We start from the raw sequence: 14,997 nt of genomic DNA on the forward strand, positions 1-14,997 counted from the left end.
CTTCGCCGCCATGAACAGAACTCTCTATACCCTGTTGTTCCACCTGGGCCTGCCGCTGGTCGCGCTGCGCCTTTACCTGCGTGCCCGCAAGGCCCCGGCCTACGGCCAGCGTATCGGCGAACGTTTCGCCCGCAACCTGCCGGCGATGCGCCAGGGTGGCATCTGGGTACATGCCGTATCGGTAGGTGAAAGCATTGCCGCCGCGCCCCTGGTGCGAGCCTTGCTCAAGGCCTACCCGGACCTGCCGGTCACGCTCACCTGCATGACCCCCACCGGCTCAGAGCGCATTCGCGCGCTGTTCGCCGATGAACCACGCATCCAGCATTGCTACCTGCCTTATGACCTGCCGTGGGCGGCGGGGCGTTTTCTCGACCATGTGCGCCCGCGGCTGGGCATCATCATGGAAACCGAGCTGTGGCCCAACCACATTCACCAATGCGCCAAGCGTGGCATTCCGGTTGCGCTGGCCAATGCTCGGTTGTCCGAGCGTTCCGCTCGTGGCTACGCGCGTTTCGCCAAACTGACCCGGCCGATGCTCGCCGAGATGAACCTGATTGCAGTGCAGACCGAAACCGAGGCGCAACGCTTCCGCGACTTGGGTGCGCGTCCTGAGTGCGTGCAGGTCACAGGTTCGATCAAGTTCGACCTGAAGGTCGATGACCAGCTTTTGCCGCGTGCCAGGGTACTGCGTGAACAGTGGGGCGCAAGCGAGCGGCCGGTGTGGATTGCGGCCAGTACCCATGAGGGTGAGGACGCGCTGATCCTGCAGGCTCATCAGCAGTTGCTGCAGGCGCATGGCGACGCGCTGCTGATCCTGGTGCCGCGCCACCCCGAGCGTTTCGATGCAGTGCATGCCTTGTGCTGCGGGCAGTTCGCTACCGTGCGCCGTTCTGCCGGTGCGGCGGTCGATGGCCAGACCCGCGTGCTGCTCGGCGATACCATGGGCGAGCTGCTGTTCCTCTACGCACTGGCCGACATCGCTTTCGTTGGCGGTAGCCTGGTCGCCACTGGCGGCCACAACCCACTGGAGCCGGCAGCGCTGGCACTGCCGGTGATCATGGGGCCGCATGTGTTCAACTTCCTCGAAATCAGCGCGATGTTGCGTGATGCCGGGGCGTTGCAGCAGGTGGACGATGCCCAAGGGTTGGCACAGGCAGTGCGGCAGTTGATCGAATTGCCGCAGGATGCCCGGCGCATGGGTGAGGCGGGCAGGGCGGTGATGCAGGCCAATCAGGGGGCCTTGCAGCGGTTGCTGGATGGGCTGGCGCGGTTGATCCGCTGAGCCGCATCACGGTTCGTGAGCCCCCTGCGGCCCTGTTCATCTCTAGTAGAAAAGCCGCGGCTCGGACGAATCCAGCAAGCTGGCGAGTTTGGTCAGGGCAAAGCTCAGCTCGGCGCGGCTTGGCGTCATCAGGGCGATGCGCACGCCACAGCTGGCTGGGCTGCGCTCAGGCAGGAACTGGCTGCCGCTGACCACGGTTACGCCATTGTTGCGAGCCAGGTTGGCGAACTCATCGCTGGTCCATGGCTCTGGGAGTTCCAGCCAGATATGGAAGCTGTTGGGCTGGCTGCGCACCTTGTACCTGCCAAGGATTTCCTGGGCCATCAACTGGCGTGCGGCGGCTTCTTCCTGCTGCACCCGCACCAACTGCTCGGCCATGCCGCTGTTGATCAGGTTGCTGGCCAGCTGAGCCATCAGCGGGGAGGGCATCCAGACGCTGCTGCGCACCATAGACGACAACCGTGACAGCGTTTGTGGCGGCGCGTAGAGGTAGCCGATACGCAGGGCCGGCAGCACGCTCTTGGACAGGCTGGTCAGGTACACCGAGCGCTCAGGTGCATAGGCGGCCAAGGGCTTGTAGTCAGGCGCCGGTTCGAGGAAGCCGTAGATATCGTCATCCACGATGAACAGGTCGAACTCGCGGGCAATCTGGGCGATAGCCTCGCGACGCGCGTGCGGCATTACCGAGTTGGTCGGGTTCTGGTGAGTGGTCACACATACCAGCAGCGAGGGGCGGTGCTCCAGGCAGGCGGCCCGCAAGGCCTCGGGCATCAGGCCGTGCTCGTCCATGGCTACCCCGCGCAAGCGGCGGCCCATGCTGTGGGCAAGGGAAATGATGCCGGGGTAGCAGAGCGACTCGCAGAGGATCACATCATCGCTTTTCGACAGGCTGCTGATCGCTACCAGCAGGCCATGCTGGGCGCCGGAGGTCAGCACCACCTGTTGCGCGCGAGCTTCGGGCAACCAGCGCTGAATCCATGTGGCGCCAGCCTGCTTGTGCGTCGCATGGCCACCGTCGGTAACGTAGTCGAGCACTTGGTCAAGGTCGGGGGAAGCCGCCAGCTCGGTGATCGCTCCGCGCAGCCAGTCGGCCATGTGCGCATCGTTGGGCTTGATGATCGAAAGGTCGATCTGGCCGCTTTCATGCTTGAGCGGTGCGGGCCGCGAGAATGCGGTGGGGGTAGGCGCCGGTCGTTGCTGCAGGACGAAAGTACCGCGGCCAACCTCGCCCACCACCAAGCCCCGCTTGGCGGCTTCGTCATAGGCTCGGCCAATGGTGCCAGGCGTCACGTGCAATGACTCGGCAAGATCCTTGAGTGTTGGCAGGCGGTCGCCAGGCGCCAGCCGGCCGTTGCCTATGTCCTGTTCAAGAGCATCGGCAATCATCAGGTAGACCGGCTGCGCCAGGTCGCTGTAGTGAGGAACCCACATGGAAATGGCACCAGAATCTGCAAGAACGCGGAAGCCTAGCACGAAAGGCAAGATCGGAGTAATCGCGTTTTTTGTATGTGAATTGCCTCTATTGATATGACTTGAAGGCTTGTCGCAGCGGGTCCTCCCTACACAACGGGAGCGCAAGCGTGAGCGCGATCAATCCACGTTCAGAAGAAATCTTTTGAAATCAATAAGTTGATTGATTCGATTCAATGCTGATGGCAATCGGCCAATGAAATAAATTGAATCGATTCTATTTTTGTAATTACAATGATTGAGTCGGTGCAATGTGGTGGTGCCTGGAGCAGCACCCCTCGTTCGCATCGCTTAGCTGTGAACGGTTTCAAAAAAAGACAATGACTGCCGCCTCTGCCCGGCATGGCACGACACCGAATGGCCAATGGAATAGCACTCGAAATGGAAAGCGCATACCTGCAACAAGCAGCCGAGCCTCAGACTTCACTGGAGATCCGCCTGCCCTGGGTTGTCTCCAGTGCCTGGCAAACCTTGCTGAGCAACACCCCGCTCGATTTCGAAACCAGCAAAGAGCTTTATCCGCAACTCAAGGAGCAGGCGCAGGAGGTCTTGGGCAAAGCGCTGTGCCAGCAAATCCGGGGGTTCGTTGAAGATCCGCAACTGACCAGCATGATCGTACGTAATTGCCCGCGCGATCGCGATGTGCCTCCTACCCCTTACTCCGGTGTGCTCAGCCCACGCAGCACGCCGATTGCCTGCCTGGTCAGCCTGACCATGCAGAACCTGATGGGCATCAACCCGGTTGTCTACGAGGGTGAAAATGACGGTCGGCTGTTTCGCCATGTCATCCCGGCCCGTACTTCATCCAGCCACAAGAGCTCGCATGGTTCACGGCTGCGATTTTCCTATCACGTTGACAATCCCGACCTGCCATTGTCTTCCGAGCCGCTGGGTACGGTTTCCTGCTGCCCGGAATACCTGTCGTTCTTTGGCATGCGCTGCGATCCACGTATCAGCACAACCTTGGTCAACCTTGATGCAGTGATCGCATCGCTGCCCTTGGCTACCGTGCGCGAACTGTGCGAAGCGCAATTCGAAATCCGCCGCCCTGACTCGTTCACCGGTAACCGCCGCTGCACCGCCGAGCTGCCGGTGCTGGTGCGTGGCCATTCAGGCGAGTGGTTATGCCGCTTCGACAGCGAGAACACCCACGGGCTGAACCTGCGCGCCGAGCAGGCCCTGGCCACCCTGCGCGGCTTGCTGGAAACCCGGCGTTTCGATGAGCCACACCTGCTGCTGCCAGGCGATTTCATGATCTTCAAGAACCAGCGCGTGCTGCATGCCCGCGATGGCTTCGAGCCGCAGAACGACGGCGCTGACCGTTGGCTGCTGCGGGTGTTCGCGGTCAACGACCTGAACCGGGTGCGCTTCGCCCGGGCCGACCACCTTTACGAAGTGCTCTCCTGATTTCTTTTCATTTTTCGACGGAATTACTGCTATGGAACTGTTAGGCGCTTACTGGGCAGAACACTGGCTGCTGGCGATCCTGCTGCTGGGCGCCATTGCCTTTGTCGCAGGCTTTGTGGACAGCATTGCCGGGGGTGGCGGGTTGTTCCTGGTACCAGGGTTTCTGCTGGTGGGCATGCCGCCTCAGGTAGCCCTGGGGCAGGAAAAACTGGTCAGTACGCTGGGCACGCTGGCTGCCATCCGCAATTTCCTGGCCAACAGCAAGATGGTCTGGCAGGTGGCACTGGTCGGCGTGCCGTTCTCACTGCTCGGCGCCTACCTGGGGGCGCACCTGATCGTGTCGATCTCTCAGGAAACCGTAGGCAAGATCATTCTGGCGTTGATCCCTTTCGGCATCCTCATCTTCCTCACCCCCAAAGACCGCCCGATAGAGGAGCGAGAGCTGTCGGCGCGGATGCTCTACACCGTCGTGCCGGTGACCTGCCTGGCCATCGGTTTTTACGACGGCTTCTTCGGCCCAGGTACTGGCAGCATGTTCATCATCGCCTTCCACTACCTGCTGCGCATGGACCTGGTTTCCAGTTCGGCCAACTCCAAGACCTTCAACTTCGCCTCCAACATCGGTGCGCTGGTCGCATTCATCATGGCCGGCAAGGTGGTCTACCTGCTGGCGTTGCCGCTGGTGGCCTGCAACATCCTCGGTAATCACATGGGCAGTGCACTGGCGCTGCGCAAAGGCAACGACGTGGTGCGCAAGGCGCTGGTGTTCTCGATGTTGTGCCTGTTCACCAGCCTTGGCGTGAAGTACCTGGTCTGACATTACCTTCTGGGAGACAAACCTGATGAAAACTGCATTCGTAACCGGCGCCTCCTCAGGCTTTGGCCGGGCCATATGCCGCACCCTGGTTGCCAAGGGCTATCGCGTGATCGGTGGCGCCCGCCGTATGGACAAGTTGCAGGCCCTGGAGCATGAACTTGGCGACAACTTCATTCCACTGGCGCTGGATGTGACTGATGTGCAGTCGGTCAGCGCAGCGGTGGCGCAGATCAACGAAGCTGCGCCGGGCATCGATGTGCTGGTCAACAACGCAGGGTTGGCGCTGGGTATCGAGCGGGCCCAGGCCTGCAGCGCCGAGAACTGGCAGCGCATGATCGACACCAACATCACTGGCCTAGCCATGGTCACCCATGCGGTATTGCCGCAGATGGTCCGGGCCGACAGCGGCATGATCATCAACATTGGTTCGATTGCCGGCACTTATCCCTACCCGGGGGGCAACGTTTATGGCGCGAGCAAGGCGTTCGTGCGTCAGTTCAGCCTGAACCTGCGCGCCGATCTGGCAGGGACCCGTGTGCGGGTCAGCAACATCGAGCCCGGGCTGTGTTCCGGGACCGATTTTTCGGTGGTGCGCCTGAACGGCGACCTGAATGCAGTGGATGCGTTGTACCGTGATGTGCAGGCGATTTTGCCCCAGGACATTGCTGCCACGGTTGCGTGGATCGCTGAACAGCCGCCACACGTAAACATCAACACGCTCGAAATCATGCCGGTGGCGCAGAGCAGCGCGGCCTTGAATGTGGCGCGCAATCTGCCGCCTTGCTGACCGGGGTCAATCGCACTTTTGGCATTCTTGGCTAGTCTTAACGGTTGGCGGCATCACTTTGCCGCCACCGTGATGACCCGAGGCGCCGGCAATGCCCCGAGCGCCCGAAACCTGATCAGGAGTGCACGATGGACCTCAACCGTCGGCAATTCTTCAAGGTCGCCGCTGTCGGCCTTGGAGGCTCGAGCCTGGCGGCGTTGGGCATGGCCCCGACGCCGGCGTTCGCCGAGCAGGTGCGCCACTTCAAGCTGGCGCACACCAAGGAAACCCGCAACACCTGCCCCTACTGCTCGGTCGGCTGCGGCCTGATCCTCTATAGCCAGGGCGATGCGGGCAAGAACGTCAAACAGAACATCATCCATATCGAAGGCGACGCCGACCACCCGGTCAACCGCGGCACCCTGTGCCCGAAAGGCGCCGGCCTGCTGGACTTCATCCACAGCGAGAGCCGCCTCAAATACCCTGAGGTGCGCAAGGCGGGCAGCAAGGAGTGGGTGCGGGTCAGTTGGGACGAGGCACTCGACCGCGTCGCCGGACTGATGAAGCAGGACCGCGACGCCAACTTCATCGAAAAGAACGCCCAGGGGCAAACCGTCAACCGCTGGCTTACCACCGGTTTTCTCGCTGCCTCCGCAGCCTCCAGCGAGGCCGGCTACCTGACCCACAAGGTCATCCGCGCAACCGGCATGCTGGGGTTCGATAACCAGGCACGTGTCTGACATGGCCCGACGGTGGCAAGTCTTGCCCCGACGTACGGCCGTGGCGCCATGACCAACCACTGGTCAGATATCGCCAACGCGAATCTGGTCCTGGTGATGGGTGGCAACGCAGCAGAAGCGCACCCGTGCGGCTTCAAGTGGGTGACCGAGGCCAAAGCGCACAACAAGGCGCGGCTGATCGTGGTCGACCCGCGGTTTACCCGTACCGCCTCGGTGGCGGACTACTACGCGCCAATTCGTACCGGCAGCGACATCGCCTTCATGGGCGGGTTGATCAACTACCTGCTGAGCAATGACAAGATCCAGCACGAGTACGTGCGCAACTACACCGACGTGTCGTTCATCGTCAAAGAAACCTATGGTTTCGAAGACGGGCTGTTCAGTGGTTACGACGCGGCCAAGCGTGTGTATGCCGACAAGTCCGGCTGGGGGTACGAACTGGGCGAGGACGGTTTCGCCAAGGTCGATCCGACCCTGCAGCACCCGCGTTGCGTGTTCCAGTTGATGAAGCAGCATTACAGCCGCTATACCCCGGAACTGGCGAGCATGACCTGTGGCATGCCGCAGGACGCCATGATGAAGATCTGGGAAGAGATCGCCACCTGCTCGGTACCGGGCAAGACCATGACGATCCTCTATGCACTGGGCTGGACGCAGCATTCGATCGGCGCGCAGATCATCCGCAGTGCGGCCATGGTCCAGTTGCTGCTGGGCAACGTCGGCATGCCGGGTGGCGGGGTCAATGCCCTGCGCGGGCATTCCAACATCCAGGGCCTGACCGACCTTGGCTTGCTGTCCAACTCGCTGCCGGGCTACTTGAGCCTGCCTGGCGATGCCGAGCAGGACTATGCCGCCTACATTGACAAGCGGGCCTCCAAGCCGCTGCGCCCTGGGCAGTTGTCCTACTGGCAGAACTACGGCAAGTTCCATGTCAGCCTGATGAAGGCCTGGTATGGCGCCAATGCCACGGCAGAAAACAATTGGGGTTACGACTGGTTGCCCAAGCTCGACGTGCCGGCCTATGACGTGCTGCGCATGTTCGAGATGATGAGCCAAGGCAAGGTCAACGGTTACATCTGCCAAGGCTTCAACCCGATCGCCGCGTTGCCCGACAAGAACCGCGTGACTGCTGCCCTGGGCAAGCTCAAGTGGCTGGTGGTCATGGACCCGCTGGCCACCGAGACCTCGGAGTTCTGGCGCAATGCCGGGCCCTTTAACGATGTCGACACGGCCAATATCCAGACCGAAGTGATTCGCCTGCCCACCACCTGTTTCGCCGAGGAGGATGGTTCGCTGGTCAACAGCAGCCGCTGGCTGCAGTGGCACTGGAAGGGCGCCGACGGCCCGGGCGAGACCCGCACCGACGTGCAGATCATGAGCGAGTTGTTCCTGCGCATGCGTCAGCGCTATCAGACCGAGGGTGGCACTTACCCTGATCCGATCATGAACATCAGTTGGCCCTACAAGCTGCCTGACGAGCCGTCCCCGGAGGAACTGGCCAAGGAAATGAACGGCTGGGCGGTCACTGATGTGACCGACCCCACCGGCGCGCTCATCAAGGCCGGGCAACAGTTGGCAGGCTTCGGCCAACTCAAGGACGACGGCAGCACTGCGTCCGGCTGCTGGATCTTCGCCGGTTGCTGGACCGAGCAGGGCAACCAGATGGCGCGGCGTGACAACAGCGACCCGTATGGCATGCACCAGGCGCAGAACTGGGCCTGGGCCTGGCCGGCCAACCGCCGCATCCTGTACAACCGTGCCTCCAGTGACCTGCAAGGCAAGCCATGGGACCCGGAGAAAAAGCGCCTGGTGTGGTGGAACGGCAAGGCCTGGACCGGCACCGACGTGCCCGACTTCAAGGTCGATTCACCACCGCAAGCGGGCATGAACCCGTTCATCATGAACCCCGAGGGCGTGGCGCGGTTCTTTGCCATCGACAAGATGGCCGAAGGGCCGTTCCCCGAGCACTACGAGCCGTTCGAGACGCCGATCGGCATCAACCCGCTGCACCCGAAGAACAACAAGGCCACCAGCAACCCGGCCGGGCGGATCTTCGATTCGGTGTGGGACACCCTCGGCAAGCACGACGAATTCCCGTATGCGGCGACGACGTACCGGCTGACCGAGCACTTCCACTTCTGGAGCAAGCATTGCCGGCTCAACGCCATTGCCCAGCCCGAGCAGTTCGTCGAGATCGGTGAGGTGCTGGCCAACGAGAAAGGCATCAAGGCGGGCGACCGGGTGCGGGTGTCGAGCAAGCGCGGGCATATCGAAGCGGTGGCGGTGGTGACCAAGCGGATTCGCCCGCTGCAGGTCAACAACCAGACCGTGCACCAGATCGGCATCCCGTTGCACTGGGGCTTCACCGGCGCGACACGGCACGGTTACCTGACCAACACCTTGGTGCCCTTCCTCGGTGACGGCAACACGCAGACGCCGGAGTCCAAGTCGTTCCTCGTCAAAGTGGAGAAAATCTGATGGCCAGCCAAGACATCATTGCCCGCTCGGCCACCACCACCGTACCGCCTTCGGTACGCCTGCAGCAGGAAGTCGCCAAACTGATCGATACCACCAAGTGCATCGGCTGCAAGGCCTGCCAGGTGGCGTGTTCAGAGTGGAACGAGCTGCGTGACGAGGTCGGCCACAACCACGGTACCTACGACAACCCCCAGGACCTGACGGCCGATACCTGGACCCTGATGCGCTTCACTGAACACGAGCGCGACGATGGCAACCTGGAGTGGCTGATCCGCAAGGACGGCTGCATGCATTGCGCCGAGCCGGGTTGCCTGAAGGCGTGCCCGAGCCCGGGAGCGATCATCAAGCACGCCAACGGCATCGTCGATTTCAACCAGGACCATTGCATCGGCTGTGGCTATTGCATCACTGGCTGCCCGTTCAACATTCCGCGCATCTCGCAGAAAGACCACAAGGCCTACAAGTGCTCGCTGTGTTCCGACCGCGTGAGCGTGGGCCTGGAGCCTGCCTGCGTGAAAACCTGCCCGACCGGCGCGATCGTCTTTGGCAGCAAGGACGAAATGAAGGTGCATGCTGCCGAACGCATCGTCGACCTCAAATCGCGTGGCTACGACAACGCCGGGCTCTACGACCCGGACGGCGTCGGTGGCACGCACGTGATGTATGTACTGCACCATGCCGATACGCCCCGCTTGTATGCCGGCCTGCCGGACCAGCCGGTGATCAGCCCGCTGGTGGGCTTGTGGAAGGGCATCACCAAGCCGCTGGCACTGCTGGCGATGGGCGCGGCGGTGCTGGCCGGGTTCTTCCACTATGTGCGGGTTGGCCCGCAGCGGGTCGAGGAGGACGAACACCCCAGCCCCACGCCACCTGATGACAGCGTGCACCAGGTGGACCCGGCGGTGCATGTCTATGATCCGAAGCAGCCCGGTGGGCAAGGGGAGCAGCGGCCATGAACGACGACAAACCCATCCTGCGCTACAACGCCAACGAGCGGACCAACCACTGGATCGTCGCCATCCTGTTCGTGCTGGCCGGGCTTTCGGGGCTGGCGCTGTTCCATCCGGCGCTGTTCTGGCTCAGCCATCTGTTCGGCGGCGGGCCGTGGACACGCATCCTGCACCCCTTCATCGGGGTGGCCATGTTCGTGTTCTTTCTGTTCCTGGTGGTGCGTTTCTGGCGCGCCAACTTCATCACTGCCAACGACCGCCTGTGGCTGCGCCGCATCGACCGGGTGATGCTCAACAAGGAGGAGGGCGTGCCGCCGATCGGCAAATATAACGCCGGGCAGAAGCTGCTGTTCTGGACGTTGTTGGTGTGCATGCTGGTGTTGCTGCTCAGTGGCGTGGTGATCTGGCGTGCGTACTTCAGCCATTTCTTCGGCATAGGTTCGATTCGCCTGGCGTCGTTGGCCCATGCGCTGGCGGGCTTCGTGCTGATTCTCAGCATCATCGTGCACATCTACGCCGGTATCTGGATCAAGGGCTCGATCGGCGCCATGCTGCATGGCTGGGTCAGCCGCGCCTGGGCGCGCAAACACCATCAGTTGTGGTACCGCGAGGTGACCGGCGACAAGACGCCGAGTGACCATGGACGTAAAGAAGGATGAACGCTTGAGCACGATACTCGAACCGGGGCAGATCGAAGCGTCGGCGGTGATGCCGCCGTTTCTTCACCTGCCGCCCGCCAACCTGTTCGAACTGCGCGCCATGCGCCTCGAACAGCTCGCTGCAGGGCATGCCCTTGGCGACTACCTGCGCCTGATCGCCCGGCTGTGTCGCATTCAGCAGCAGCTTGTGGATAACCCGCCTGGTGGTTTGCCAGTGGCCGATGACCGACAGCGCCTGTGCATAAGTCATGGTTTGCCACCCCTTGCGGCCGACGGCCTGGTGCGCGAGGGGCCGTGGCTGGCGTGGTTGCAGGCGCTGATCGATCATTTCGACGGCGAGGCCAATGGCCCTTTGGCGGCAGCACTGCTGGCGCTGCGTGGCAGTGATGACAGCCAGCGCAAAGGCTGGGGGAGCGCATTGCTGGCCGGGCAGTACGACGCTGTGCCCGCAGCACTGGTGCCGTTTCTGGGGGCCGCGCTGCAGGCGGCCTGGTCCAGCTGGTTGCTGGCGCTGCCGGCAGTTGAACTCAAGCCGTCGGGCAGCCAGGCCCAGTGCCCGGCCTGTGGTTCGCCGGCCATGGCGGGGGTGGTGCGTAACCGTGGCAAGCACAACGGCCTGCGTTACCTGGCGTGCTCCTTGTGTGCCTGCGAATGGCATGTGGTGCGGGTCAAGTGCGTGTATTGCGAATCGAGCAAGGGCTTGTGCTACACCAGCCTGGAGGATGACCGCCATGCGCCGGGCAAGGCGCCGCTGCGGGCGGAGTGCTGCCCGGGGTGCAATGCCTACCTGAAACAGAATTACCTTGAGAACGACGCTGCTGCCGAGCCGTTGGCCGATGACCTGGCCAGCCTGGCGCTGGATATCCGGTTGGACGAGGAGGGCTTTCATCGGCTGGCACCCAACCTGATGCTGGCGCCGGGTGGTGGGTGAGTGTCTACACTGCACAATTGAGTTGCCCCCATCGCCGGCAAGCCGGCTCCCGCAGCTATTTCACCGCTCCCCAGAGCGATGCAGTCCTGTAGGAGCCGGCTTGCCGGCGATGAGGCCCGAACAGACAATGGATAAGGTAGTACCCGATGTCTTCAAGCCTTGCCAGCAATACACCGCGGCTCCCTGCCATCGACACCCTGCTACGCCACCCGGCCTGCCTCCCGCTGATCGAGCGCCATGGCCGCGACGCTGTGCTCGCCACCCTGCGCCAGCTGCTCGGCGACCTGCGCGAACCTGTTCGCAACGGCCAACTCGGCGCTGCCGAACTGGGCGCTGAAATCCTCCTGGGCCGCAGCGGCGAGCGCCTGGCCGCCCAGCAGCGCAGCCAGGTACGCCGCGTCTTCAACCTCACCGGCACGGTACTGCACACCAACCTCGGTCGTGCCCTGTTGCCGGAGGAAGCCGTTCAAGCCATGCAGACCGCCGCCCGCTATCCGCTCAACCTGGAGTTCGACCTTGCCACCGGCAAGCGTGGCGACCGAGATGATCTGATCGAAGGGCTGATCCGCGAGCTGACCGGCGCCGAAGCGGTCACCGTGGTCAACAACAACGCTGCCGCCGTGCTGCTTGCGCTCAACAGCCTGAGCGCGCGCAAGGAGGGCATCATTTCCCGAGGTGAGCTGATCGAGATCGGCGGCGCCTTTCGCATTCCCGACATCATGGCCCGTGCCGGTGTACGCCTGCACGAGGTCGGCACCACCAACCGCACCCATGCCCGCGACTATGAAGCTGCCATCGGCCCGCGTACCGGCTTGTTGATGCGGGTGCATTGCAGCAACTACAGCATCCAGGGCTTCACCACCCAGGTGCCGACCGCGGAGCTTGCGCGAATCGCCCATCAGCATGAACTGCCGCTGCTGGAAGACCTGGGCAGCGGCAGCCTGCTCGACCTGACCCGCTGGGGCCTGCCCGCCGAGCCGACCGTGCGCCAGGCCCTGGCCGATGGTGCGGATATCGTGACCTTCAGCGGTGACAAGCTGCTTGGCGGCCCGCAGGCGGGGATCATCGTCGGTCGCAAGGATTTGATCGCGAGGATCAAGAAGAACCCGCTGAAACGTGCACTGCGCGTCGACAAGATCACCCTCGCCGCTCTCGAAGCCGTGCTGGCGCTGTACCGCAACCCGGACAGGCTGGCCGAGCGCTTGCCCAGCCTGCGCCTGTTGACCCGCAGCCAGGCTGAAATCCACGCCCAGGCCGAGCGCCTGGCACCCGAGCTCAAGGCTCGCCTCGGGGGGCAATGGGCCGTCAGCGTCGAGCCGGCGCTCGGCATGATCGGCAGCGGCAGCCAGCCGGTTGCGCGCCTGCCCAGCGCCGCGCTGTGCCTGCGCCCACAGGTGTCGAAGAAACTGCGCGGGCGCAGCCTGCATGTGCTGGAGCGCGCCTTGCGCGATCTGGCGGTGCCCGTGCTCGGCCGTATCGACGATGACGCGCTGTGGCTCGACCTGCGCCAGCTGGACGATGAAGCCCAGTGGCTGGCGCAGCTACCGGCCCTGCAACTGGGGCCGGTGCAGTGATCGTAGGTACCGCTGGCCACATCGACCACGGCAAGACCGCATTGCTCCAGGCCCTGACCGGGCAGGCCGGCGACCATCGCCAGGAAGAACGCGAGCGCGGCATGACCATCGACCTGGGCTATCGCTATGCCGCCTTGGCTGAAGGCGCGCCACTGACGGGCTTCATCGATGTGCCCGGCCACGAGCGTTTCATCCACAACATGCTTGCCGGCGCCCAGGGTATCGATCTGGTGTTGCTGGTGGTGGCTGCTGATGACGGCGTCATGCCGCAGACCCGTGAGCACCTGGCGATCATCGAGTTGCTGGGCATTCCCCAGGCGCTGGTAGCAATCAGCAAGTGCGACCGGGTCACGCCGGCGCGCGTGGCCCAAGTGCAGGTGCAGATTGCGCAGTTGCTGGCGCCCGGGCCTTATGCCGGGGCGGCGCAGTTCCCGCTGTCGAGTGTCACCGGCGCGGGGGTCGAGGCGCTGCGTCATGCGTTGCTGGCGGCGGGCGAGGGTTTGAAGCAGCGCAGCGTGCGTGGCGGCTTTCGGTTGGCTATCGACCGCGCCTTCGCGGTCACCGGGGCTGGCCTGGTGGTCACGGGTACGGCGCTGGCCGGGCGTGTCAGTGCGGGTGATACGTTGTTGCTGGGCAAGGCCGGTAAAGCGGTGCGGGTACGTGGCCTGCATGCGCAGAACCAGGCGGCGCTGGTGGCTGAAGCGGGGCAGCGTGTAGCGCTGAACATTGCTGCCGAGCGCCTCGCGGTGGAGCAGGTGCGCCGTGGCGATTGGCTGGTATCGCAATGGCTGCACGCGCCCAGCACACGGGTCGATATCGAACTGCAGCTGCTCGCCGGCGAGTCCCGTCCTTTCGAACATTTCAGTGCCGTGCATGTACATCTGGGGACCCAGGACGTCACCGCACGGGTCGCCCTGCTCGAAGGCGAGCGTCTGCTTGCAGGCCAGCGCATGTTCGCCCAATTGTTGCTCAATGCGCCGCTGCAAGCCGTGCATGGCGACCGCCTGGTGCTGCGTGACCAGCGTGCCCAACGCACTCTTGGCGGCGGTACGGTGCTGGACCCGTTCGCACCGAGCCGGCAGCGTCGCAGCGAGGCGCGCTTGCGCCAGTTGGAAGTGCTGCGTGATGCCGAGGGCCTGGAGCAGGCCTTGATGGCGTTGCTCGACAACGCACCAGGCGGGCTCGACCCGCAGCGGCTGGAGCGCCAGTTCAACCGCTTGCGTGAGGGCTGGCAGTTGCCAGCTGACGTGCTGGTGGTCGCAACCAGGCAAGGCCAGTTGTTGTTCGCTAAAGCCCAGTGGCAGGCGCTCAAACACCAGGTGCGCGAACAACTGGCGTTGTTCCATGAGCAGGAACCCGACCAGCTTGGCCCGGACCGTGACCGCCTGCGCCGCTTCGCCGCCCTGCCTGTCGAGCGTCCCGCATTCGTCAGCCTGCTCGAGGAGATGCTCGGCGAAGGCACTATTGCCAGCAGCGGGCCGTGGTTGCATCTGCCTGGTCACAAAGTGCAGTTGAGCGACGCCGACAGCGCGCTATGGGCGCGGCTGCAGCCAAGGTTGCTGGAAGGGCGCTTCGATCCGCCTTGGGTGCGGACGCTGGCCAGCGAAGAGAAATGTGCCGAGGCGGATGTGCGCCTGTTGTTGCGAAAGTTGGCCAGGCTCGGCGTAGTGCATCAGGTGGTACGTGACCTGTTCTACCCCGAGGCGACGCTACAGCGCATGGCAGAGCTGCTGCTTGGGCAAGCGAATGAAACACCGATAGTGCAGGTGGCCGCATTTCGCGATATGTTGGGCATCGGTCGCAAGCGCAGTGTGCAGATTCTGGAATACTTCGACCGTATCGGCCTGACCCGCAGGGTTGCCGATCAGCGTCACATCCGCGCCGACAGCGCCCTGGCCCAACAGCAGGCCAGGCACTGAGTTC

At 63.4% G+C, this 14,997-nt stretch carries 11 protein-coding genes; 10 read left to right on the plus strand and 1 reads right to left on the minus strand.

Annotation, left to right across the window (positions count from 1 at the left end; genetic code table 11):
- The first annotated feature begins 10 nt into the window (after positions 1-10).
- Positions 11-1,282 carry a lipid IV(A) 3-deoxy-D-manno-octulosonic acid transferase gene (waaA, locus tag ACMGF5_RS11495; RefSeq protein WP_204919464.1) on the plus strand — a complete coding sequence of 424 codons (1,272 nt, stop codon included), beginning with the start codon at positions 11-13 and terminating at the stop codon, positions 1,280-1,282.
- Positions 1,283-1,324: 42 nt separating this feature from the next.
- Here the strand turns inward: waaA and ACMGF5_RS11500 are convergent, their stop codons facing one another.
- The gene (locus ACMGF5_RS11500) at positions 1,325-2,713 is read right to left on the minus strand and encodes a PLP-dependent aminotransferase family protein (RefSeq protein ID WP_046785074.1); all 1,389 of its coding nucleotides are present in this window, start codon (positions 2,711-2,713) and stop codon (positions 1,325-1,327) included.
- Between the two features lie 420 nt (positions 2,714-3,133).
- Between ACMGF5_RS11500 and ACMGF5_RS11505 the strand changes: the two genes are divergently transcribed.
- The 9 genes from ACMGF5_RS11505 to selB all read left to right on the plus strand — a co-directional run bounded on the left by ACMGF5_RS11505 (position 3,134) and on the right by selB (position 14,993).
- Positions 3,134-4,159, plus strand: a complete 1,026-nt coding sequence (locus ACMGF5_RS11505; protein ID WP_046785075.1) for a TauD/TfdA family dioxygenase — start codon at positions 3,134-3,136, stop codon at positions 4,157-4,159.
- A gap of 31 nt (positions 4,160-4,190) precedes the next feature.
- Complete coding sequence (locus ACMGF5_RS11510) at positions 4,191-4,976, plus strand: sulfite exporter TauE/SafE family protein (RefSeq protein ID WP_046785076.1); 786 nt, start codon at positions 4,191-4,193, stop codon at positions 4,974-4,976.
- A 25-nt stretch (positions 4,977-5,001) separates the two neighbouring features.
- Entirely contained in the window at positions 5,002-5,763 is a 762-nt protein-coding gene (locus ACMGF5_RS11515; protein ID WP_115273454.1) for an SDR family NAD(P)-dependent oxidoreductase, read from the plus strand.
- 128 nt (positions 5,764-5,891) lie between these two features.
- Positions 5,892-8,960 carry a formate dehydrogenase-N subunit alpha gene (fdnG, locus tag ACMGF5_RS11520; RefSeq protein WP_148708297.1) on the plus strand — a complete coding sequence of 1,023 codons (3,069 nt, stop codon included), beginning with the start codon at positions 5,892-5,894 and terminating at the stop codon, positions 8,958-8,960.
- The gene (gene fdxH / locus ACMGF5_RS11525; RefSeq protein ID WP_046785079.1) at positions 8,960-9,916 is read left to right on the plus strand and encodes a formate dehydrogenase subunit beta; all 957 of its coding nucleotides are present in this window, start codon (positions 8,960-8,962) and stop codon (positions 9,914-9,916) included. Before fdnG ends, fdxH begins: the two co-directional genes overlap by 1 nt.
- Complete coding sequence (locus ACMGF5_RS11530) at positions 9,913-10,569, plus strand: formate dehydrogenase subunit gamma (protein ID WP_115273456.1); 657 nt, start codon at positions 9,913-9,915, stop codon at positions 10,567-10,569. The genes fdxH and ACMGF5_RS11530 overlap by 4 nt, the downstream gene beginning before the upstream one ends.
- Positions 10,570-10,573: 4 nt before the next feature.
- Positions 10,574-11,500, plus strand: coding sequence for a formate dehydrogenase accessory protein FdhE (fdhE, locus tag ACMGF5_RS11535; protein WP_046785081.1), 927 nt, complete (start codon positions 10,574-10,576; stop codon positions 11,498-11,500).
- 146 nt (positions 11,501-11,646) lie between these two features.
- On the plus strand, positions 11,647-13,074 hold the full coding sequence (gene selA, locus ACMGF5_RS11540) for an L-seryl-tRNA(Sec) selenium transferase (RefSeq protein ID WP_414157794.1): 1,428 nt from the start codon (positions 11,647-11,649) through the stop codon (positions 13,072-13,074).
- The gene (gene selB / locus ACMGF5_RS11545; RefSeq protein ID WP_414157795.1) at positions 13,071-14,993 is read left to right on the plus strand and encodes a selenocysteine-specific translation elongation factor; all 1,923 of its coding nucleotides are present in this window, start codon (positions 13,071-13,073) and stop codon (positions 14,991-14,993) included. Before selA ends, selB begins: the two co-directional genes overlap by 4 nt.
- Positions 14,994-14,997 lie beyond the last annotated feature (4 nt).

The organism is Pseudomonas sp. BNK-15 (assembly GCF_047456105.1).
GTDB classification, from domain to species: Bacteria; Pseudomonadota; Gammaproteobacteria; order Pseudomonadales; family Pseudomonadaceae; genus Aquipseudomonas; species Aquipseudomonas putida_E.